Origin of the sequence: Streptomyces hygroscopicus (assembly GCF_026168105.1) — a bacterium.
GTDB lineage: Bacteria > Actinomycetota > Actinomycetes > Streptomycetales > Streptomycetaceae > Streptomyces > Streptomyces hygroscopicus_D.
Genome location: NZ_LBMW01000020.1, coordinates 49,992 through 70,757, shown reverse-complemented (window position 1 = coordinate 70,757; position 20,766 = coordinate 49,992). Strand labels below are relative to the sequence as shown.

23 protein-coding genes are annotated in these 20,766 nt (G+C 71.2%); 17 read left to right on the top strand and 6 right to left on the bottom strand.

What is annotated here, in order from left to right; genetic code table 11:
- Nucleotides 1-2 precede the first annotated feature (2 nt).
- Nucleotides 3-668 (top strand): trimeric intracellular cation channel family protein, encoded by a 666-nt coding sequence (locus AAW14_RS20390; RefSeq protein WP_265565333.1) that lies wholly within the window; start codon nucleotides 3-5, stop codon nucleotides 666-668.
- Here AAW14_RS20390 and AAW14_RS20385 read toward each other — a convergent pair.
- Entirely contained in the window at nucleotides 568-1,791 is a 1,224-nt protein-coding gene (locus AAW14_RS20385) for an alpha/beta hydrolase (RefSeq protein WP_265565332.1), read from the bottom strand. The two genes, AAW14_RS20390 and AAW14_RS20385, sit on opposite strands and share 101 nt — an antisense overlap.
- A 230-nt stretch (nucleotides 1,792-2,021) precedes the next feature.
- On the opposite strand from AAW14_RS20385, the gene AAW14_RS20380 reads away from it, so the two are divergent.
- Complete coding sequence (locus AAW14_RS20380) at nucleotides 2,022-2,882, top strand: thioesterase family protein (protein WP_265565331.1); 861 nt, start codon at nucleotides 2,022-2,024, stop codon at nucleotides 2,880-2,882.
- A 3-nt stretch (nucleotides 2,883-2,885) separates the two neighbouring features.
- Here the strand turns inward: AAW14_RS20380 and AAW14_RS20375 are convergent, their stop codons facing one another.
- Entirely contained in the window at nucleotides 2,886-3,470 is a 585-nt protein-coding gene (locus tag AAW14_RS20375) for a TIGR03086 family metal-binding protein (RefSeq protein ID WP_265565330.1), read from the bottom strand.
- Between the two features lie 101 nt (nucleotides 3,471-3,571).
- Here AAW14_RS20375 and AAW14_RS20370 point away from each other — a divergent pair, with 101 nt between their 5' ends.
- Nucleotides 3,572-4,537 (top strand): helix-turn-helix transcriptional regulator, encoded by a 966-nt coding sequence (locus AAW14_RS20370; protein ID WP_265565329.1) that lies wholly within the window; start codon nucleotides 3,572-3,574, stop codon nucleotides 4,535-4,537.
- Between the two features lie 72 nt (nucleotides 4,538-4,609).
- Here AAW14_RS20370 and AAW14_RS20365 read toward each other — a convergent pair whose 3' ends face one another.
- Nucleotides 4,610-5,236, bottom strand: a complete 627-nt coding sequence (locus AAW14_RS20365; RefSeq protein ID WP_265565328.1) for a TetR family transcriptional regulator — start codon at nucleotides 5,234-5,236, stop codon at nucleotides 4,610-4,612.
- A gap of 147 nt (nucleotides 5,237-5,383) precedes the next feature.
- On the opposite strand from AAW14_RS20365, the gene AAW14_RS20360 reads away from it, so the two are divergent.
- From AAW14_RS20360 to mnmA, 4 genes are all read left to right on the top strand, one after another.
- Nucleotides 5,384-5,551: a hypothetical protein gene (locus AAW14_RS20360; protein ID WP_265565327.1), complete on the top strand. Its 168-nt coding sequence runs from the start codon at nucleotides 5,384-5,386 to the stop codon at nucleotides 5,549-5,551.
- 38 nt (nucleotides 5,552-5,589) lie between these two features.
- Nucleotides 5,590-5,901, top strand: a complete 312-nt coding sequence (locus AAW14_RS20355) for a DUF4190 domain-containing protein (RefSeq protein WP_416223341.1) — start codon at nucleotides 5,590-5,592, stop codon at nucleotides 5,899-5,901.
- A 73-nt stretch (nucleotides 5,902-5,974) separates the two neighbouring features.
- Complete coding sequence (locus tag AAW14_RS20350) at nucleotides 5,975-7,138, top strand: cysteine desulfurase family protein (protein ID WP_265565326.1); 1,164 nt, start codon at nucleotides 5,975-5,977, stop codon at nucleotides 7,136-7,138.
- A gap of 157 nt (nucleotides 7,139-7,295) precedes the next feature.
- Nucleotides 7,296-8,420: a tRNA 2-thiouridine(34) synthase MnmA gene (gene mnmA, locus AAW14_RS20345; protein ID WP_265565325.1), complete on the top strand. Its 1,125-nt coding sequence runs from the start codon at nucleotides 7,296-7,298 to the stop codon at nucleotides 8,418-8,420.
- A gap of 141 nt (nucleotides 8,421-8,561) precedes the next feature.
- Here mnmA and AAW14_RS20340 read toward each other — a convergent pair whose 3' ends face one another.
- A complete protein-coding gene (locus AAW14_RS20340; protein ID WP_265565324.1) occupies nucleotides 8,562-9,341 on the bottom strand; it encodes an alpha/beta fold hydrolase in 780 nt (259 codons plus the stop codon).
- A 37-nt stretch (nucleotides 9,342-9,378) separates the two neighbouring features.
- Nucleotides 9,379-9,702 (bottom strand): DUF427 domain-containing protein, encoded by a 324-nt coding sequence (locus AAW14_RS20335; RefSeq protein ID WP_265565323.1) that lies wholly within the window; start codon nucleotides 9,700-9,702, stop codon nucleotides 9,379-9,381.
- A gap of 50 nt (nucleotides 9,703-9,752) precedes the next feature.
- Here AAW14_RS20335 and AAW14_RS20330 point away from each other — a divergent pair, with 50 nt between their 5' ends.
- From AAW14_RS20330 to AAW14_RS20310, 5 genes are all read left to right on the top strand, one after another.
- Nucleotides 9,753-10,292: a TIGR00730 family Rossman fold protein gene (locus AAW14_RS20330; protein WP_265565322.1), complete on the top strand. Its 540-nt coding sequence runs from the start codon at nucleotides 9,753-9,755 to the stop codon at nucleotides 10,290-10,292.
- Between the two features lie 24 nt (nucleotides 10,293-10,316).
- The gene (locus AAW14_RS20325; RefSeq protein ID WP_265565321.1) at nucleotides 10,317-11,006 is read left to right on the top strand and encodes an SDR family oxidoreductase; all 690 of its coding nucleotides are present in this window, start codon (nucleotides 10,317-10,319) and stop codon (nucleotides 11,004-11,006) included.
- Between the two features lie 205 nt (nucleotides 11,007-11,211).
- Nucleotides 11,212-12,219, top strand: a complete 1,008-nt coding sequence (locus AAW14_RS20320; protein ID WP_265565320.1) for a methionine synthase — start codon at nucleotides 11,212-11,214, stop codon at nucleotides 12,217-12,219.
- 15 nt (nucleotides 12,220-12,234) lie between these two features.
- Nucleotides 12,235-14,427, top strand: a complete 2,193-nt coding sequence (gene ligA / locus AAW14_RS20315) for an NAD-dependent DNA ligase LigA (RefSeq protein ID WP_265565319.1) — start codon at nucleotides 12,235-12,237, stop codon at nucleotides 14,425-14,427.
- A 227-nt stretch (nucleotides 14,428-14,654) separates the two neighbouring features.
- Entirely contained in the window at nucleotides 14,655-16,997 is a 2,343-nt protein-coding gene (locus tag AAW14_RS20310) for a putative bifunctional diguanylate cyclase/phosphodiesterase (protein ID WP_265565318.1), read from the top strand.
- Between the two features lie 54 nt (nucleotides 16,998-17,051).
- Here AAW14_RS20310 and AAW14_RS20305 read toward each other — a convergent pair whose 3' ends face one another.
- Nucleotides 17,052-17,636, bottom strand: a complete 585-nt coding sequence (locus AAW14_RS20305) for a TetR/AcrR family transcriptional regulator (RefSeq protein ID WP_265565317.1) — start codon at nucleotides 17,634-17,636, stop codon at nucleotides 17,052-17,054.
- Nucleotides 17,637-17,723: 87 nt separating this feature from the next.
- On the opposite strand from AAW14_RS20305, the gene AAW14_RS20300 reads away from it, so the two are divergent.
- From AAW14_RS20300 to AAW14_RS20280, 5 genes are all read left to right on the top strand, one after another.
- Nucleotides 17,724-18,092, top strand: coding sequence for a DUF4267 domain-containing protein (locus tag AAW14_RS20300; protein WP_265565316.1), 369 nt, complete (start codon nucleotides 17,724-17,726; stop codon nucleotides 18,090-18,092).
- A 32-nt stretch (nucleotides 18,093-18,124) separates the two neighbouring features.
- A complete protein-coding gene (locus tag AAW14_RS20295; RefSeq protein WP_265565315.1) occupies nucleotides 18,125-18,619 on the top strand; it encodes a cupin domain-containing protein in 495 nt (164 codons plus the stop codon).
- Nucleotides 18,620-18,719: 100 nt separating this feature from the next.
- A complete protein-coding gene (gatC, locus tag AAW14_RS20290; protein ID WP_265565314.1) occupies nucleotides 18,720-19,016 on the top strand; it encodes an Asp-tRNA(Asn)/Glu-tRNA(Gln) amidotransferase subunit GatC in 297 nt (98 codons plus the stop codon).
- A 6-nt stretch (nucleotides 19,017-19,022) separates the two neighbouring features.
- Complete coding sequence (gene gatA / locus AAW14_RS20285) at nucleotides 19,023-20,525, top strand: Asp-tRNA(Asn)/Glu-tRNA(Gln) amidotransferase subunit GatA (protein WP_265565313.1); 1,503 nt, start codon at nucleotides 19,023-19,025, stop codon at nucleotides 20,523-20,525.
- Nucleotides 20,522-20,764, top strand: coding sequence for a hypothetical protein (locus AAW14_RS20280; protein ID WP_265565312.1), 243 nt, complete (start codon nucleotides 20,522-20,524; stop codon nucleotides 20,762-20,764). Before gatA ends, AAW14_RS20280 begins: the two co-directional genes overlap by 4 nt.
- The last annotated feature ends 2 nt before the right edge of the window (nucleotides 20,765-20,766 follow it).

The window sequence follows — 20,766 nt, the reverse complement described above, 5'->3', positions numbered from 1 at the left end:
GGGTGCTCCAGCAATTGTTCAGCCCCTCCGTCCAGCACACGCTCGATCTCGTGGGCATCTTCGTCTTCGCGATCTCCGGCGCTCTGCTGGCCGTCCGCAAGAACTTCGACGTCTTCGGCATCGCGGTGCTTGCCGAGGTCACCGCGCTGGGCGGAGGTCTCTTCCGGGACGTGATCATCGGTGCCGTGCCGCCGGCCGCGTTCACGGATCTGGGGTATTTCCTGACCCCGCTGCTCGCCGCGCTCCTGGTGTTCTTCCTCCACCCTCAGGTGGAGCGCATTCAGGTTGGCGTCAACGTCTTCGACGCGGCCGGCCTCGGCCTGTTCTGCGTCGCCGGGACGACCAAGGCGTACGACCACGGGCTGGGCCTGACGGCGTCCGCCGCCCTCGGCCTTGCCACGGCCGTGGGCGGCGGCGTCCTGCGTGACGTCCTCGCCAACGAGGTGCCCTCGCTGCTGCGCTGGGACCGCGACCTGTACGCGGTTCCCGCGATCGTCGGGGCCACGATGGTCGCGCTCTGCATCCGCTACGGCGTGCTGACCCCGCTCACCTCCGGCCTCGCGGCCGTCACCGCTTTCGTACTACGCCTGCTCGCGATGCGTTTCCACTGGCGAGCGCCGCGCGCTTGGAACCGGCGCTCCAATGTGGCTGAGGAAGAGCTCCCGTAGCCTGGCCGCTCATCTGCTGGCTCAGCCAGGTGAACACCGTCGGGATCTGCGGCCGCCACAGGGCCATGCTGTGCCCGCCGGCGCTGCGCGGGATGAGCACCGCGCGCACGGTCGTCGGCGGCTTGGCGATCTGCTGCAGCGCAGCGGCCGCCTGGTAGCCGTCACCGGACTCGCCGGACAGGTAGAGCGCGACGTGCGGCGGGGTGCGGTAGCCCTTCAGGATGTAGTAGGGGTTGTTCTCCCGCCGCAGCTGGACGCTCTGCGCGGCGAGGGAGTTGCGCTCGCCGATCGGGTCGTTGTAGCCGGACAGGCTGATCGCGGCCCGGTAGCGGTCGGGGTGCGCGATCGCGAGCTTCGCCGCGCAGTGCGCCCCCGCGGAGTAGCCCGCGGTCGCCCAGCCGTTCGGCGCGGAGTCGGCGCGGAAGTTGTCCATCACCATCTTGGGTACGTCGATGCTCAGCCAGGTGTCGGCGTTCACGGCGCCCGGCACGTTGGCGCAGCCCGTGTCGACCTTGGCGATCAGGTTGGTGCGCGGGGACACCAGGATGAACGGTGCCACCTGTCCGTTCTTCATCAGCGGCAGCAGCTGCTCGTGCACCTTCAGCGAGCCGAACCATGCCTTGGCCGAGCCCGGGTAGCCGGACAGCAGCTCCACGACCGGGAACTTCTTGTCCTTGTAAGCGGGGTCGTTGTACTGCGGCGGCAGCCAGACGTAGACCTCGGCGTTGACGCCCGACACACGGCCCTTGAGCTGGGTGACCTGCACCCCGCCCGCCGCGCGCATGCCGGGGCCGTCGGCCTGGGTGAACGTCTGTTTGACCTTCGGCAGGGCCTTCACCTGGATCCCGCCGGTGCCGTCCTTGCCGAGGTCGGCGGCCTGCTGGACGTGGTTGCCCGTGCCGAACAGGTCGGCCCAGTTGTCATAGAGGTTGTTGGCGTTGTTGACCAGCACGAAGACCAGAGTGACCGCTGTGACCTGCGCGAACAGGAGCATAAGCACCCGGACGGCGTGGCGTGCGATCCGGGGTCCACGGATCCGGGACCACAGGAACAGCGGCAGGATGAGGGCGATCGCCACGAGGACGATCGACATGAGGAGGAACGGCGTCCCGGTCAGGCTCATCGGCTTTGCGGCTCTTCCTGTGAACGGGCGGAACAAGCTGTACGTCTTCTGAGAGGGGAAGGACAGCCCGTCGGTCACGGACGAGTGCGGACACTTACCTAGAAATTGCCAAAACCTCACCCGCGCGGGTCTGGATCCACGCGGAGTTCGGCTGAGTGTCACCTGAGTCGTAACGATAAGCCCAATAGTAAAAGCTACTGCTTAGTAATTTCCTGTTGTACTGTTCAGGCATGCCAGAAGCAGCTACCGCACCTGCCGCGCGGGCCACGGTCGGTGACAGCGAGTTCGACCGCGACATCGCGGTGACCCTCCGTGAGCCCGGTGTCTACGACATCGATCTCTCCGCGGGCTGGACGATCATCAGCGCCGTCAACGGCGGCTATCTGCTGGCGGTCCTGGGCCGCGCCCTCGCCGACGCCCTGCCGCACCCCGACCCGTTCACGATCTCCGCGTACTACCTCACCGCGTCCCAGCCGGGGCCCGCGGTGATCCGCACGGACCTCGTCCGCACGGGCCGCTCCCTCTCCACGGGGCAGGCATCCCTCTTCCAGTACGACGACGAGGGCCGCGAGGTCGAGCGGATCCGGGTCCTCGCCTCCTACGGTGAACTGGACGCCCTGCCCGACGACGTCCGTACGACCGCGCAGCCGCCGGTCCTCCCGCCGATGGACCAGTGCTTCGGCCCCGAGGACGGCCCGGCGCCCGTACCGGGCAGCTCGGCCATCACCGAGCGGCTGATGCTCAAGCTCGATCCCGCCACGCTGGGCTGGGCGCTGGGCTCGCCCTCCGGGAAGGGGGAGATGAGGGCCTGGTTCGGGCTCGCCGACGGCCGCGACGCCGACCCGCTCTCGCTCCTCCTCGCGGTGGACGCGCTGCCGCCCACCGCCTTCGAAATGGGGCTCTTCGGCTGGGTGCCGACCGTCGAGCTCACCGTGCACGTGCGGTCCCGTCCGGCGCCGGGACCGCTGCGGGTGTCGATCACCACGCGCAATCTGGCCGGCGGCTTCCTCGAGGAGGACGCCGAGGTCTGGGACAGCGCCGACCGTCTGGTCGCCCAGTCCCGCCAACTGGCAAAGGCCAAGCTCGACTGAGTCTCAGGCGCCCTCGAGCGGCCTGCGCCCCAGCCAGGCCGCGAGGCGCTCATAGGCGTCCGCCCCCTCGGGGGCGGGCAGCGCCGAGTCGAAGGGCACGTCGTCGCCCCGCTCCGGCTCGGGCAGGACGCCGCGGGCCACGGTGAGCGCGAACTCCGCCAGTTCCGGGTCGAGTTCGAAGGGACGGCCCAGGGCCTCCCGCAGGTCCCAGGTGTGGGTCACGCACTCCATGACATAGCCGGACAGTGCATTGCGGCCCGACGTCTCGCCCCAGGGTGCGCGTACCGGCGCGTCCAGCCGGGCGTCGTCGGCCCAGGCCCTTGCAACCTCGGTCCTGGCCTCGTCGTACGCGTCCGGCCAGCTGTCGTCCGCGACCCCGTCCGCGAACGGGCGTACGGCCATGCCGTCGCCGCCCGCGCCGATCGCCGCGGTCCGGTGCGCGGCACCGACGAGGTGCGAAAGCAGCATGCGTACGTCGAACCCGGTACAGGGCGTGGGACCGGTGAGCTGCTCCGGCCTTACGGTCCTGACCAGCGCGGCGGCCTGGTCGGTGGCGCGGGCGTACAGGGGGCGGGGGTCGGTGTTCATGGTTGTCCTCTCCGTGGGTTCGTGCCATGAGGTTCGCTTCATAACCTGACAACTTCCGTCAGCATTTGCGCGGGACTTCGCTCCGCCGCGATGCTGGGCGGGTGAAGTCCGACCGCCTGCTCTCGATCCTTCTGCTGCTCCAGACCCGAGGCCGCGTCCCGGCGCACGAACTCGCCGAGCGGCTCGAGGTGTCGGTGCGCACCATCTACCGTGACGTCGAGGCCCTGTCGGCCTCCGGTGTCCCGGTGTACGCGGAGCGCGGACGGCACGGCGGCATCGAACTGCTCGCCGGGTTCCGCACGGACGTCACCGGACTGACCGCCGACGAGTCCCGCGCCCTGTTCATCCTGGCCGCGCAGGGCGCCCACGCCGCGCTCGGCCTGGACGCCGCCCTCGGGTCCGCGCTGCGCAAGGTGATGGCCGCGCTGCCCGCCCCGCACCGGCCCGCCGCCGAGGCCACCAGCCGTCGCATCCTGGTCGACGCGACACGCTGGAAGGGCGGCCCGCAGCCCGCCGTCGACCTGGACGTCCTGCAGGACGCGGTGTTCGCCGACCGCCGGCTGCGGCTGCGCTACCGGCACAGCGGGGACACCGAGCCGCACACCTACACCGTCGACCCGTACGGGCTCGTCTCCAAGGCGGGTGTCTGGTACCTGGTCGCCGACCGGCGCGGCAGGCCGCAGCTCTTCCGCGCGGACCGGGTGCGCTCGGCGACCCTGCTGCCCGACCCGGTCCGGCGGCGCCCGGGCGTCGAACTCGCCGACGCCTGGGAGGTGTTGCGCCGACAGGTCGAGGAACGGCCCGGCGGCTTCGAGGTGACGGTCCGGGTGCGCCGCGACGTCCTCGACATGTTCCAGCGCCTGACCGCCTCCGCGCTCGTCGCCCTGCCGCAGGACGACGGCGCCGGCGCATGGGTGACCGCCCGGCTGTCGTACGGCTTTGTCCGCGAGGTCCGTCAACTCCTCGTGTTCGCCGACCTTCTCGAGGTCCTGGACCCGCCCGAGGCGCGCGAGGAAGTGGCGCGCGCGGCGGCCTCCGTCGCGGAGCTCTACCGGCGCGAGGGCTGAAGAGTGAGGTGAAGGAGCGGGCCGACGCGGTCACTTGAGCCCCCCGTGCCCGAAACGCAGGCGCGGGCCGGGTCAGTCCTTCCAGTGGTGGCGGCCGATGCTGATCAGACGCAGCCGCTGGGTCGCCATCCGGGCCACCCGGTCGCGCTCTTCGGCGCCGCCCTCCTGTGCCTCCAGGAACTGGGAGGCCGTCATCAGCATCTGGTCGACGTACAGGCCGGCAAGCATCAGCAGGTCCTCGTCGCTCCACCCCGCGGACTCGGGGTGCTCGGCCAGTGCGACCTTCACCTCCTCGGCGAACCGGGCCAGTTGCCGCCGGATCGCCTCCCGCACCGGCTGGACGCCGCCGTGGCGCTCGCGTGCGATGAACCGTACGTGCGCGGGGTACGCGTCCACGTGCCGGGCGATCAGGTCCACGGCCCGCGTGATGCGTTCGTCGCTGTCGCCGGCGTCCGAGACCGTGGACTCGATCATGGGGTGGAGGCTGCCGAGGGCCGCCTCGACCAGCTCCACGCCGAGGTCCGCGGTGGAGCGGAAGTGCCGGTAGAAGGCTGTCGGGGCGATGCCGACCGCGCGGGTGACCTCGCGCAGGCCCAGGCTGCTCAGGCTCTGCTCCTCCAGCAGCCCCAACGCCGCGTCCAGGAGCGCCTGCCGGGTCTTCTGCTTCTGGGCCTGCCGGATGCCGAGGGTGTGACTCATGCCATGCAGTTAACAACTGTTCTCTGGAATTGGAAAGGTGTCGGACGCGCTAGACTAGGAAGTCAGTGAACAACTGTAACCACAATCGTTCACCGAAATGTAACGAGCATCTCGGAAAACGAGCATCTCGGAAGGGGATCTCGTCCCATGCTGTTCCTCGTCGCCGCACTTCTGCTGCTGGGCGCGGTCCTGGGCACCGTCGCCCACGCCCCGCTCTCCTTCACCCTCGCCGCCGCCGCCGTCATCGCGGTGTGGCTCGTGGTCTTCGCGGTCCGCGAGTGGCACGGGCGCCGGCGGCACACATCGGCCCACTGAACCGCCGTACCCCAACCCATCTTCGGGAGCTGACCGTCATGCAACTCACCGCTGTACGAACGACCGCCCGAAACCCCCAACGAACCGAGGACACCGCCGTGCCTGCCCGCCGCACCGGAGTGCGCGACACCGACGGCATGGCCGTCGCGTCCTTCGTGCTGGGGCTGCTCGGCCTCCTCGTCCTGAACGTCTTCCTCGGCCCCATCGCCATCACCCTGGCGGCCGTGGCCCTGTGGCGCGGCACCGAGCGCCGGGGCCGCGCGCTCCTCGGCCTCGGCCTGGGCATCGCGGACCTGGTGGTCCTGGCGACGTTCATGGCGATGGACCAGACGGTCTCCTGGAGTTTGTAGGAGACCGGTACGCGGCACGGGACCCCGGCGGGGCTGAGGACGCAGAACGACGGCCCGTAGAATCGGGCCCACCATGGCATACCTCGACCACGCCGCGACCACCCCGATGCTCCCCGAGGCGGCAGAGGCCCTGACCGCGCAACTCGGGATCATCGGCAACGCCTCCTCGCTGCACGCGTCCGGCCGCCGCGCGAGGCGAACCGTCGAAGAGGCCCGCGAAACCCTCGGCGAAGCGCTGGGCGCCCGCCCCAGCGAGGTCGTCTTCACCTCCGGCGGCACCGAGGCGGACAACCTCGCTGTGAAGGGCCTGTTCTGGTCCCGCCGCGACGCCGACCCGGCCCGCACCCGGGTGCTCGCCAGCCCCGTCGAACACCACGCGGTTCTCGACGCCGTCCACTGGCTCGGCGAACACGAGGGCGCCACCGTCGAGTACCTGCCCGTCGACACCTACGGCCGCGTCAGCCCGGGGGCCCTGCGCGAGGCGATCGCCCGCAACCCCGACGACGTCGCCCTCGCCACCGTCATGTGGGCCAACAACGAGATCGGCACGGTCATGCCGGTGCGCGAACTCGCCGATGTGGCGGGTGAGTTCGACATCCCGCTGCACGCCGACGCGGTCCAGGCCTTCGGCCAGGTCCCGGTGGACTTCGAGGCCTCGGGTCTCGCCGCGATGACCGTCTCCGGCCACAAGATCGGCGGCCCGTACGGCATCGGGGCACTGCTCCTCGGCCGCCGGTACAGCCCCGTCCCGGTGCTGCACGGCGGTGGCCAGGAGCGCCATGTCCGCTCCGGCACCCTCGACGTCCCGGCCATCGCCTCCTTCGCGGTCGCCGGGCACCTCGCCGCCGAGCAGCGCGAGTGGTTCGCCCGCGAGATCGGCGGCCTGCGTGACGACCTGATCGCCGCGGTCCGTTCGGCCGTCCCGGACGCGATCCTGGGCGGGGACCCGGTGGACCGGCTGCCCGCGAACGCCCACTTCACCTTCCCCGGCTGCGAGGGCGACTCCCTGCTCCTGCTGCTGGATGCGCAGGGCATCGAATGCTCCACGGGCTCCGCCTGCACGGCCGGTGTGGCCCAGCCGAGCCATGTGCTGCTCGCCATCGGCTCGGACCCGGACCTCGCCCGCGGCACCCTCCGCTTCTCCCTGGGGCACACGTCCACGGAGGCCGACGTGGAGGCGGTGGCCAAGGCGATCGGCCCCGCGGTGGAGCGTGCCCGCACCGCCGGACTGACCTGACGTCCTAGGCCCGCCGCCCGCGCCCGCTCCACGAGCCACACGTACCGGTCCAGGTGCCCCGCGCAGGACGTAGCACGCCGCCGCGCTGTGCGCCGGGCCGGTCGTCCACGGATACCCACGAGCCCCGGTTCCCCGGGCCCCGTACTCTTGAAGAGCTATGACTGACACCCCGCAGCGCCCCCTCCGCGTCCTCGCCGCCATGTCCGGCGGAGTCGACTCCGCCGTCGCAGCCGCACGCGCGGCTGAAGCCGGCCACGACGTGACCGGCGTCCACCTCGCGCTGTCCGCGAACCCGCAGTCGTTCCGTACGGGCGCGCGCGGCTGTTGCACCATCGAGGACTCGCGCGACGCCCGCCGCGCCGCGGACGTCATCGGCATCCCGTTCTACGTCTGGGACCTCGCCGACCGGTTCCGTGAGGACGTGGTCGAGGACTTCGTCGCCGAGTACGAGGCCGGACGCACACCGAACCCGTGCCTGCGCTGCAACGAGAAGATCAAGTTCGCGGCGCTGCTCGACAAGGCCCTCGCGCTCGGCTTCGATGCGGTCTGCACGGGCCACTACGCCAAGGTCGTCACCCTCGAGGACGGCACGCGCGAGCTCCACCGCGCCTCCGACATGGCGAAGGACCAGTCGTACGTCCTCGGCGTGCTCGACGAGAAGCAGCTGGCCCACGCGATGTTCCCGCTCGGCGACACGGTCACCACCAAGGACGAGATCCGTGCGGAGGCCGAGCGCCGGGGTCTCGCGGTCGCCAAGAAGCCCGACTCGCACGACATCTGCTTCATCGCGGACGGTGACACCCAGGGCTTCCTCGCCCGGCGGCTCGGCCGGGCCGAGGGCGACATCGTCGACGAGACCGGCGCCAAGCTGGGCACGCACGACGGGGCGTACGGCTTCACGATCGGCCAGCGCAAGGGCCTGAGGATCGGCACCCCGGCGCCCGACGGCAAGCCGCGCTACGTCCTCGACATCTCGCCGGTCACCAACACGGTGACGGTGGGCCCGGCGTCCTCCCTGGACGTCGCCGCCCTGACCGCCGTCAAGCCCCGCTGGTGCGGAGTCGCCCCGGCCGGTCCCGGCACCTACACCGCCCAGCTCCGTGCCCACGGCGGCGAGACGGAGGTGACGGCGGAGCCGGCCGACGGCGAACTCCGAGTGCGCTTCACCGAGCCGGTCCGCGGTGTGGCCCCCGGACAGGCGATCGTCCTGTACGACGGCACGCGCGTGGTGGGCTCGGCGACGATCGCGACGACGACCCCGGTGACGACGGCGGTGGCCTGACGTCCCCGCGCCACGGCTCGGAAGAGCCTCGGGTCACGGCGTGAAGGGCCCTCGGGCCACGGCGTGAGGGGCCCTGGAGCCGCTCAAGGACCCTGGGCCGCGGTGCGAGGTCGCCTCGTGCCGACGCGCAGCGCCCTCGCGCTAACCCGCGAAGAACTCCGCCAGCACCGGGGCGAGTGCCTGCGGCTCCACCATGTGGTTCTGGCCCGCCAGGACGCGATACGTGCCCCCCGGAGCCGCCTGCGCGACCGCCTCGGCCGCCCTGCGCAGCCACTCGGGGCTGGCGCCGCCCGCGACGGCCAGGACCGGGACGGCGACCGAGGCCAGCCGGTGCCGGGGCACCAGCCCGTCGCGCATCACCGCGTTGTCGTACGCGAGGGAAGGCGCGATCGCCTCCATGTCGGCCCACATGGGGGACTGACGGGCGGTCGCGATCACCTCGGGAGCCAGGCCGGTGAGCCTGAGGAACAGTTCCACCGCGTCCCCGAGCCTGCCCTGCTCGAGGGCCTCGCCGAGATTCACGGTGTACTCCGCGCGTTCCGGCCCGCCGCCCCCGTAGTCGGCGAACGGCGGCTCGTAGACCGCCACCTGGCGCACCGGCAGCCCGCTCGCCGCCGCCTCCAGCACCAGTGCGCCGCCCGAGGAGATGCCGTACAGCGCCGCCTCACCGCCCGCCACCTCGATGAGCGCCGCGAGGTCCTCGACCTCGCGGGTCACCGCGTACGGCTGCGTGTCGCCGCTCCGGCCGCGGCCCCGGCGGTCGTACACGATGACACTGAAGCGGTCCGAGAGGTGCGGCGCCAGGGGTGCGACCGTCGCGCCCGTGGACATCGCGCCGCTCACGAGGACGACTGCCGGGCCCTTTCCGGTGCGCTGGTACGCGATCGGTGTGCCGTCGCGGGAGATGGTCTGCTTGTCCATGTCTGTGAAGACTGCCGCAGAGCACGGCATTCGTCGGTCACGACACTTCTACTTCGTAGAAGCAGAGGTGGTCCTTGATCGGGGCGACGTCCGGCTTGGGATCGGGATACGCCCACACGAGGTCCGCCGCTTCCGGCAGGGACCAGTACGAAGCCGTGCCCTTGAAGGGGCAGTGCGTATGGGTGTCCGAGGCGGTCAGCAGGTCCAGGCGTACGTCCTCGGCGGGGATGTAGTACCGCACGGGACAGCCGGTCTCGCGCAGCACGAGGGGCCGGTCGCTCTCCGCCAGGACCTGTCCGCCGTGCACCACGCGCACGTGCCGGTCGCTCTGCTCGATGGTGATCGTGTGTCCTTCGGTCATACCTGGTAAGCACCCGCCGGGCCCCCGTTCTTCCCGCGTACGGTTACGGCATGAACATCTGCGTCTTCCTCTCCGCCGCGGACCTGGCCGACCGCTACACGCGCCCCGCCCGGGAATTCGCGGAACTGCTGGGCAAGGGCGGACACACGCTGGTGTGGGGCGGCTCCGACGTCGGCCTCATGAAGGTCGTCGCCGACGGGGTGCAGGAGGCGGGCGGCAGGCTGCTGGGTGTCTCCGTCGCGTTCCTGGCGGCCAAGGCCCGGCCGGGCACCGACGGGATGGTGATCGCGAAGGACCTTGCCGAGCGCAAGAGGCTGCTCCTGGAGAGGGCCGACGCGATCGTGATCATGGTCGGCGGAACCGGAACGCTCGACGAGGCGACCGAGATCCTGGAGCTGAAGAAGCACGGGCACACCGACAAGCCGGTGGTCCTGCTGAACACGGCCGGCTTCTACGACGGTCTGAAGGAGCAGTTCCAGCGCATGGAGGACGAGGGCTTCCTGCCGCGGCCGCTGACCGAGCTGGTGTTCTTCGCGGAGGAGCCGGTGGGGGCGCTGGCATATCTGGAGGAGTCGCTCGGAAGCCGCTAGCGCCGTGGTGCGAGCATGGCGGGCATGGCTACTCATGTGATCACCGGGGCCGGTTCCGGCATCGGCGCCGCCGTCGCCCGCCGCCTGCACGCGCGCGGGGACGACCTCGTGCTGCATGTGCGCGACGCGGGGCGGGCGAAGGAGCTGGCGGCCGAGTTCCCCGGGGCCGGGACCCTGGTGGGCGACCTCGCGGACCCCGACAAACTGTCCTGGGCGTTCTCCCACCAGACCCTGCCGGACCGGGTGGACTCGCTCCTGCACATCGCGGGCGTGGTCGACCTGGGCCGGGTGGCGGAGCTGACCCCGAAGTCCTGGCGTCACCAGCTCAACGTGAACCTGATCGCCCCCGCCGAGCTGACCCGCCACTTCCTGCCCCAGCTGCGTGCCGCGCGCGGCCACGTCCTGTTCGTGAACTCGGGCGCGGGCCTGAACGCCCACGCGGACTGGTCCGCGTACGCCGCCTCCAAGCACGGTCTGAAAGCCCTCGCGGACTCCCTGCGCCATGAGGAGCATGCCAATGGCGTCCGGGTCACCTCGGTCTACCCCGGCCGCACGGCCGGCCCGATGCAGGCCAAGGTCCACCAGCAGGAGGGCAAGCGGTACGACCCGGCCGAGTGGATCGACCCCGAGTCGGTGGCGACGACGATCCTGATGTGCCTGGACCTGCCGAGGGACGCGGAGGTCAACGACCTGACGGTGCGACCGGGCCGCTGAACGGGGCGTCGCCCAAACGGGGGCCCGGCGTGGGCATCTCCAGCGGGGGCCGGACATCGCCGGCTCGTCAGGCGTTTGAGGACGAGGCCGTTGGGCCGACGGAGGTCCAAGGGCGCAGCCCCCGGGACGGCACCTCGGCCACCGGGCATCCCCCCAGCGGATGGCAGCCCCCGGGCGGCTCCCCTGGAGGGCCTAGGCTGCACGGGTGAGCGAAAACAACCATGTCAGGTTCGGTGCCGCCACCGGCGTCGGTTCCCTGCCGGGAGGCGACGCGCGGGAGGCGGCCAAGACCGCCACCGGGAGCTTCGAGGACTTTCCGTTTCTTGCCGAGCTGCCGGCCCGCGGCCCCGGTGCGGACATGATCGGGCGGACCGCCGGGATGCTCGTCGATCTGTACGCGCGCGTGGAGCCCAGCGGCTGGCGGTTCGGCGACCGGCCGGGGCGGGACACCAGGCGGGCCCGCGCCTGGCTCGGCGAGGACCTCGACGCGCTCGAGGAGTTCACCCAGGGCTACGAGGGGCCGCTGAAGGTGCAGGCGGTGGGTCCCTGGACGCTGGCCGCGGCACTGGAGCTGAAGAACGGCGAGGCGGCGGTCTCCGACCCGGGCGCCTGCCGCGACCTCGCCGGTTCGCTCGCCGAGGGGCTGCGGCTCCACCTGGACGAGGTGCACCGCCGCGTACCCGGCGCCCGGCTGGTCCTCCAGCTGGACGAGCCGTCGCTCACCGCGGTCCTGCGCGGCCGGGTGAGGACGGCGAGCGGCTACCGGACCCACCGCTCGGTCGACCGGCAGGCCGTCGAGTCGACGCTGCGGGACGTCATCGGGGTTCATGCGGACGGCCCGGTGGTGGTCCACTCGTGCGCACCGGACGTTCCGTTCGCCCTGCTGCGCAGGTCCGGCGCGGACGCGGTCTCCTTCGACTTCTCGCTCCTCACCGAGCGTGACGACGACGCGATCGGCGAGGCGGTGGAAGGGGGTACCCGGCTCTTCGTCGGCGTCGTCCCCGGCACGGACGGCCCATTGTCAGACCCTGCCGGTAGCGTCATGGGTGTCAGGACGCTGTGGCGCAGGCTGGGGCTGCATCCGGGGCTTCTCCCGGACGCGGTGACGGTCACGCCGGCGTGCGGGCTCGCGGGGGCTTCCCCGGACTACGCCCGCAGGGCGCTGGCCCACTGCGTCCAGGCGGCGAGATCCCTCGCGGACAACCCAGAGTAACGGGAGGACAACACGGTGGCCGGCGACAAGCAAGCGGAGACGACGGTGCCCGCCGAGGCACGGGAGCAGCACGCGCAACTCGCTGAGCAGGTCGAGGAGCACCGCTTCCGGTACTACGTGAAGGACGCTCCCGTCATCAGCGACGCGGAGTTCGACCGGCTGCTGCGCTCTCTCGGGGCGCTCGAGGACCGGTACCCCGAGCTGCGCACCCCCGACTCGCCCACCCAGAAGGTCGCGGGGGCGTACGAAACGGACTTCACGGCCGTCCAGCACCGCCAGCGCATGCTCTCCCTCGACAACGCCTTCGACGAGGCGGAGCTCGCCGCCTGGGCCGACCGTGTCGCCAAGGAGGTCGGCACCTCCGAGCACCACTTCCTGTGCGAGCTGAAGGTCGACGGCCTCGCGGTCAACCTCACGTATGAGCAGGGCCGCCTCACGCGCGCGGCAACCCGTGGCGACGGTCGCACCGGCGAGGACATCACCCCCAATGTCCGTACGATCGCGGAGATTCCGGACCGCCTCAAGGGTGACCACGTCCCCGGCCTCGTCGAGGTCCGCGGCGAGGTCTACTTCCCGATGGAGAAGTTCGAGGAGCTGAACGCCCGTCTGGTGGAGGGCGGCGACAAGCCCTTCGCCAACCCGCGCAACGCGGCGGCGGGTTCCCTGCGCCAGAAGGACCCGCGCATCACGGCCACCCGCCCGCTGCACATGGTGGTCCACGGCATCGGCGCCCTGGAGGGCTTCGAGGGCCTCACCCGCCTCTCCGAGGCCTATGACCTGCTGCACTCCTGGGGCCTGCCCACCGCCCGGCACAACAAGGTGGTCGGCGACCTCGACGGCGTCCGCGAGTTCATCGCGTACTACGGCGAGCACCGCCACTCCGTGGAGCACGAGATCGACGGAGTCGTCGTCAAGCTCGACGAGATCCCGCTCCAGGGGCGGCTGGGCTCCACCTCGCGAGCCCCGCGCTGGGCGATCGCGTGGAAGTACGCGCCCGAGGAGGTCAACACCAAGCTGGTCAACATCCGGGTGGGCGTGGGCCGTACGGGCCGGGTCACGCCGTACGCGCAGGTCGAACCGGTCACGGTCGCGGGCTCGGAGGTCGAGTTCGCCACCCTGCACAACCAGGACGTCGTCAAGGCCAAGGGCGTGCTCATCGGCGACACGGTGGTGCTGCGCAAGGCCGGTGACGTCATCCCCGAGATCCTCGGTCCGGTCGTCGACCTGCGTGACGGCACGGAGCGCGAGTTCGTGATGCCGTCCGAGTGCCCCGAGTGCGGCACGCCGCTGCGCCCCATGAAGGAGGGCGACGTCGACCTGCGCTGCCCGAACGCGCGCACCTGCCCGGCCCAGCTGCGCGAGCGCCTTTTCTACCTCGCGGGCCGCAAGGCGCTGGACATCGAGCACTTCGGCTATGTGGCCGCCGCCGCGCTGACCAAGCCGCTGGAGCCGGCCGACCCGCCGCTCAAGGACGAGGGCGGTCTGTTCGACCTCACCGTCGAACAGTTGCTGCCCATCAAGGCGTACGTTCTCGACCAGGACAGCGGCCTGCCCAAGCGTGACCCCAGAACGGGCGAGGAGAAGGTCGCCACGGTCTTCGCCAACCAGCAGGGCGAGCCCAGGAAGAACGCGATCGCGATGCTGGAGAACATCGCGGCGGCCAAGGAACGCCCGCTCGCCCGCATTCTGACCGGTCTGTCGATCCGTCACGTGGGCCCGGTGGCGGCCGAGGCGCTCGCCCGTGAGTTCCGCTCGATCGAGCGAATCGATCAGGCGACCGAGGAGGAACTCAAGGACACCGACGGCGTCGGTCCCATCGTGGCCGCCGCCGTCAAGCAGTGGTTCGCCGAGGACTGGCACCGCGAAATCATCCGTAAGTGGAAAGCCGCGGGCGTCCGTATGGAGGAACAGGGCTCGGGCGAGGGCGAGGGACCCCGCCCGCTGGAGGGGCTCACGGTCGTCGTCACCGGAACACTGGCCCATTACACGCGGGACGGCGCCAAGGACGCCCTGCAGAGCCGCGGGGCGAAAGTGACCGGCTCTGTTTCGAAGAAGACGTCCTTTGTGGTTGTCGGTGACAATCCCGGTTCGAAGTACGACAAGGCAATGCAGTTGAAGGTTCCGGTTCTGAACGAGGCCGGATTTGCCGTCCTGCTGGAACAAGGGCCGGACGCCGCGCTGGAAGTCGCAATTCCAACCGGGGAGTAGCGGTTGAAGGTCACCCGTTCGGCGCATACCAGATGCATACGGGTGGCCGGGGCGCATTCGGGCAACCGTCGACGACCGCTGCCCGTGGAAGCCCTCTGCGGCCTACTGTTGAGGTGTGCGCCTGCCGTGCCCGGACGCGTGGTGGGTTTTCAGACGCGGTGCCGTTGACGGTTCGTCGGGCATCGGGCCGCGTGGCGTGGGCACCGCCGGCTGTGAGAGGGACGGGAATGGAACCGACCAAGAGCGCCGCCCCGGACTCACGGCTGCGCCTGCGCCGGATGTCCGGCGCCTGGCGAGCCGCCCGCCGGTCAGCGCGGCCGTCGGGGCCCCTGGGCGTGAACGGCCGCACCGCCGTGCCGAAGGCCTCCCACGGTGTGACTCCCGCGCCCGGAGCCGTATCGGGCACCGGACGTCCTGCGAGGACCGCACCGGCCGGACAGGTACCGGCGCTCGCCGCGGGAACCGGCCCGCTCGCCGCCGGGCCCGCGTCCGGACTGCCCGGCCCGGACGGTGAGCGGCACCTGCCCTGGCCCGCACTGCCCACGGTGGTCGTCGCGGCCGGCGGGTTGGTCCTCGGCGCCGGCTTCTACCAGGCGTTCGGCGGTCACCACGCGCTCTTCCCGTGCGGCACCGTCGGCTGGTCCCTGGCCGTGCTCACCGGCATCATCGTGGGCCACCTGGTCGCGCTCGGCCGGGTCCGCCGGTGGGGCGGCACGGGCTCGGGCGCGGCCCTCACCCTCGCTGTCCTGCTGCTGTACGGCTGGGTGCCCGCGGGGATGGTCAGCCTCACCGTCGTCGTACTGGTCGGTATAGCCCGGCTCGGCCGCTGGCGGCAGGGCATCCTGCAGGGTGCGGTGGACATCCTCGGCATCGGCGCCGGAGCGCTCGTCCTGGCCCTCTTCGGACGCGTCCCCACCGTCGAGACGCCCTGGAACCCGCAGAGCTGGACCTTCTACACCGTGCCGCAGGTCGTCCTCGTCGCCACCACGTACCTCGCGGTGACCCGGCTCTTGCTGTGGTACCTGCATGCGCCACGCACCGGCGGGCTGCCCACCCTCGCCCGCACCGCCCTGGTCCGGCAGGGACTCGTCGGCGTCGCGCTGGTCGGTATCGCCCCGCTGGTCTGCGTCGTCGCCGTGGCGAAGCCGATCCTCCTGCCGCTGTTCTCCATCCCGCTCATCGCCCTCGACTCCACCCTGTGGATAGCCCGCGCCCGGGCGGAGGAGCAGCTGCGCGACCCGCTGACCGGCCTGCCCAACCGGCAGTGGCTTCTCGAGCGCACCTGGACGGCGCTCGACGACGCCGAGCGGATCGGCGCGCGGGCCGCACTGATGCTGATCGACCTCGACCGTTTCCGGTCGGTGAACGACACTCTCGGCCATCTCGCCGGCGACCGGCTGCTCCTGCAGATAGCGGAGCGGCTGCGGCTGGCGCTGCCACGCGGGGCGGAGGCGGCGCGGCTCGGCGGAGACGAGTTCGCCGTGTTACTTCCCGTCGCGGACTCCACGACGTCCGCGTCACGGGCGGCCCGCAACCTGGTCGCCGCGCTCAGCTCGCCGCTCGACCTGGACGGGCTGACCCTCGTCCTGGAAGCCAGTGCCGGGGTCGCCGTCTTCCCGGACCACGCGCTCGACGCGGAGGGTCTGCTGCGGCGGGCGGACGTGGCCATGTACCAGGCGAAGCGGGACCGTACGGGCGTGGAGGTGTACGAGTCCAAGCGCGACTCGAACACACCGGACCGGCTCGGGCTGCTGGGGGATCTGCGACGGGCGCTGGACGCCCACGAGGTGGAGCTGCACTACCAGCCGAAGGTGCGTTTCGACGGACAGGTCGCCGGGCTCGAGGCGCTCGTACGGTGGGTGCATCCCGAGCGCGGGAAGGTGCCGCCGGACGAGTTCATCGCGATCGCCGAGTCGTCCGGGCTGATGCCGCACCTGACGGAGTACGTGCTGGAGACGGCGCTCGGGCAGATGGCGCGGTGGCGGGCGCAGGGACTGCGGGTGCCGGTGGCCGTCAACGTCTCGCCGCGGGACGTCCACACACCGGGCTTCGCGGGCGCGGTGGCCGCGCGGCTGGCCCGGCACGGGGTGCCCGCCGGGGCGTTGCAGCTGGAGATCACGGAACATGTGCTGCTCGAGGACCCGCAGCGGGCCGCGGACACACTGGCCGGGCTTGCCGGGCACGGCGTGAAGATGTCGCTGGACGACTTCGGCACCGGCTACTCGTCGCTCGTGCATCTGCGGCGGCTGCCGGTGAGCGAGCTGAAGATCGACCGCTCGTTCGTGGCGCGGCTGGCGGTGGACACGGAGGACGCGGAGATCGTGCGCTGCACGGTGGACCTCGCGCACTCGCTGGGCCTGCTCGTCGTCGCGGAGGGCGTCGAGGACGACGAGACCTGGGAGCGGCTGCGGGACCTGCGGTGCGACGCCGTGCAGGGCTGGCTGGTCGCCGCCGCGATGCCGGCGGAGGAGACGACGGCGTGGCTGCGGGCCCGCGGCTCCCGGGGCTGGCAGCGCCCGAGGGCCGCACTCCCGGCGGCCGCCGGGGACGACCCCGGACGAACCGGCTAGGAGCCTTCCACGGCCCGGGCCCGAGACGGCTCCACGGCTCGGGCCCGAGCCGGGTCAGCTCGCCCCGGCCGTGAAGTGCCCGATCAGCAGGGCGAGTCGGCGCTCGTGGGCCTTGGCCGGGAGGCGTCCGCTGCGCATCAGCGTCACCAGGCCGTGGAGTCCGGCCCAGTATGTCTCGGTGAGCAGACCGGGGTCGTCGCCGTCGGCGGCGATCGGCCGGACGGCCTCGAGCAGTTCGCCGAACGCCTCCCGCAGTGCGGCGGGTGCCTCGGGCGTGGCGAACGGCAGGTCCACGGTGTGCGTGAACATCGCGTCGTAGAGCGCGGGCCGTCGCCGCGCGAACGCGGTGTACGCCTCACCCACCGCCGCCAGCGCCTCGCGTGCGCCCCCGGCAGCCGTACGGGCCGCCCTGAGCTCGGCGGCGATGTCGCCGAAGCCCTGCACCGCGACCGCGGCCATGATGGCGTCCTTGCCCTTGAAGTGGCTGTAGAGGACGGGCTGGCTGTACTCGATCTCGGCGGCCAGCCGCCGCGTGGTGACCGCGTCCCAGCCCTCGGCCTCAGCCAGTTCCCGTGCGGCCGTGACGATCAGCCGCTCGCGTTCCGCTCGTTCGCGCTCCCGGCGCGTCTGGATCGACATGATCCGAATTCTAGCACCGCTAGCCTTTCTTTCTACGCTCTGATAGCTTCGCTCTTGTCCCTAGCGCTGCTAGCAAGGAGAAGTGACGTGACCACGACCGCGTACATCCTGGCCATCGTGCTCGACCTGCTCGTCCTGTTCATCGGGGCCCGCTTCCTGCTCCAGCCCCGCCCCGCCGCCGCCGGCTACGGCGTGCCCGCCAAGCCCGACGGCGACGCCGCCTACCTCACGATCAAGGGCCTGCGGGACGGCACCTTCGGTCTGCTGGGCCTGGCCCTGCTCGCGTTCGCCGGTGCCCGCGCCGAAGCCTGGTTCATGCTGGCCGTCGCGATCGTGCCGCTCGGAGACACCCTGAAAGTGCTGCGCCATGGCGGCACCAAGGCCGTGGCCTTCGGAATTCACTTCGCCACGGCCGCCGTCGTGCTGATCAGTGCCGTACTGCTCTTCGCCGTCTGAGCGCGTCCGTAACGACAACAGGGGGTTCACAGATGTCGCTGTTCGTGCCGAAGTTCGACGAGTCCGTGGTCGTCCGCGACGCCGAGGCCGAGATCGTCGGCCGCGACGCCCCGACGACGGTGAAGCTGCTGGCCGACAGCAGCGCCACCGCAGGGGCGCTGTCCACGGTGCGCGTCACCCTCGCAGAGGGCGCCGACGGTGCCCACCCGCATCTGCACAACAACTCCGCCGAGATGTTCTACCTGCTCGACGGCGCCGCCGAAGTCCTCTCCGGTGACGAGGTCCTCACCGCCGAGCGCGGGGACCTGGTAGTCGTCCCGCCGGGCATGCCGCACGCCTTCGCCGCCGCCCCCGGGGCCGCCGCGGACCTCCTCATCGTCATCACACCGGGCGTCGAACGCTTCGAGTACTTCCGCCACCTCCAGCGCATCCGCCTCGGCGAGGTCACTGCGGAGAGCCTGATGGAGGTGCAGGAGCTGTACGACAACCACTTCCTGCGGAGCGCGGCCTGGGACGGGCGCCGCTGAGCCCCTGGGCGTACGGCCCGCGAAACCGTTTCACGGGCACACGGCCCCGCGCCATAGGATTGGGCCCAAACCACACACACTCACCCCAGAGGATCGCTGCATGCCTGGCATCACGCGCGAGGAGGTCGCCCACCTCGCCCGGCTGGCGCGTCTGGAGCTGAAGGCCGAAGAGCTCGATCACTTCGCCGGTCAGCTCGACGACATCATCGGCGCGGTCGCCCGCGTCAGCGAGGTCGCCGACCAAGACGTACCGCCGACCTCTCACCCGCTGCCGCTGACCAATGTCATGCGGCGGGACGAGGTCCGTCCGTCGCTCACCCCCGAGCAGGCGCTGTCCGGCGCCCCGGCCCAGGAGCAGCAGCGTTTCAAGGTGCCGCAGATCCTGGGGGAGGAGTAGCCCGTCATGACGGACAAGAACAGCATCATCCGGCTCACCGCCGCCGAGACCGCCGCGAAGATCGCCTCCGGCGAGCTCACCGCCGTCGAGGTCGCCGAGGCACACCTCGCCCGTATCGAGGCCGTCGACGAGAAGGTGCACGCCTTCCTGCACGTCGACCGCGAGGGGGCGCTGGCTCGGGCCCGCGCCGTCGACGAGAAGCGCGAGCGCGGCGAGAAGCTCGGCCCGCTCGCCGGTGTGCCCCTCGCGCTCAAGGACATCTTCACCACCGAGGGCGTTCCGACGACCGTCGGTTCGAAGATCCTGGAGGGCTGGATCCCGCCGTACGACGCCACCCTCACCAAGCGGCTGAAGGCCGCCGACGTCGTCATCCTCGGCAAGACCAACATGGACGAGTTCGCCATGGGGTCGTCGACCGAGAACAGCGCCTACGGGCCGACCGGCAACCCCTGGGACCTCACCCGGATCCCCGGCGGCTCCGGCGGCGGTTCCTCCGCCGCGCTCGCCTCCTTCCAGGCACCCCTCGCCATCGGCACCGACACGGGCGGCTCCATCCGCCAGCCCGCCGCCGTCACCGGCACGGTCGGTGTCAAGCCGACGTACGGCGGCGTCTCCCGCTACGGCATGGTCGCGTTCAGCAGCAGCCTCGACCAGGGCGGTCCCTGTGCCCGTACGGTCCTGGACGCCGCCCTGCTGCACGAGGTCATCGCCGGGCACGACCCGCTCGACTCCACGTCGGTCGACGCCCCGGTCCCGCCGGTCGTCGAGGCCGCGCGCAACGGCAGCGTGAAGGGCATGCGCGTCGGTGTCGTCAAGCAGTTCCGCGGCGAGGGCTACCAGGCCGGTGTCCTGCAGCGCTTCGACGAGTCCGTCGCCCTGCTGAAGGAACTGGGCGCCGAGATCGTCGAGCTGGACTGCCCCTCTTTCGACCTGGCGCTGGCCGCGTACTACCTGATCGCACCGAGCGAGTGCTCCAGCAACCTCGCCCGCTTCGACGGTCTGCGCTACGGCCTGCGCGTCGGTGACGACGGCTCGCACTCGGCCGAGGAGGTCACCTCCCTCACGCGTGAGGAGGGCTTCGGCCCCGAGGTCAAGCGCCGCATCATGCTCGGCACCTATGCCCTCAGCTCCGGCTACTACGACGCGTACTACGGCTCCGCGCAGAAGGTCCGTACGCTCATCACGCGCGACTTCGAGAAGTCGTTCGAGAAGGTGGACGTGATCGTGTCGCCCACGACCCCCACCACCGCCTTCCCGATCGGCGAGCGCGCCGACGACCCGATGGCGATGTACCTGGCGGACCTGTGCACCATCCCGGTCAACCTGGCCGGCAACGCCGCCATGTCCCTGCCCTGCGGCCTCGCGCCCGAGGACAACCTCCCGGTCGGGCTGCAGATCATCGCCCCGGCGATGAAGGACGACCGGCTGTACAAGGTCGGCGCCGCCGTCGAGGCCGCCTTCGTGGAAAGGTGGGGGCACCCGCTTCTCGAGGAGGCTCCGTCGCTGTGAGTAAGGCACTGTCCAAGGCCAAGGGCTTCAAGAAGTCCAAGTCCGGTACGTACCTGTCCATGGCTACCACCGCGTTCGGCGCGATCAGTGTCGCGAAGCAGGCCAAGAAGGCCCGTTTGGAACACGACACGCTGCGCCTGATCGACGCCGCCGTGTCCGCCGCCGCCATCGTCACCGGCCTCGCCATCCTCTACCGGGAGCTGAAGCGCCTGGGCGACGACGACGTCCTGCTGGGCTGAGA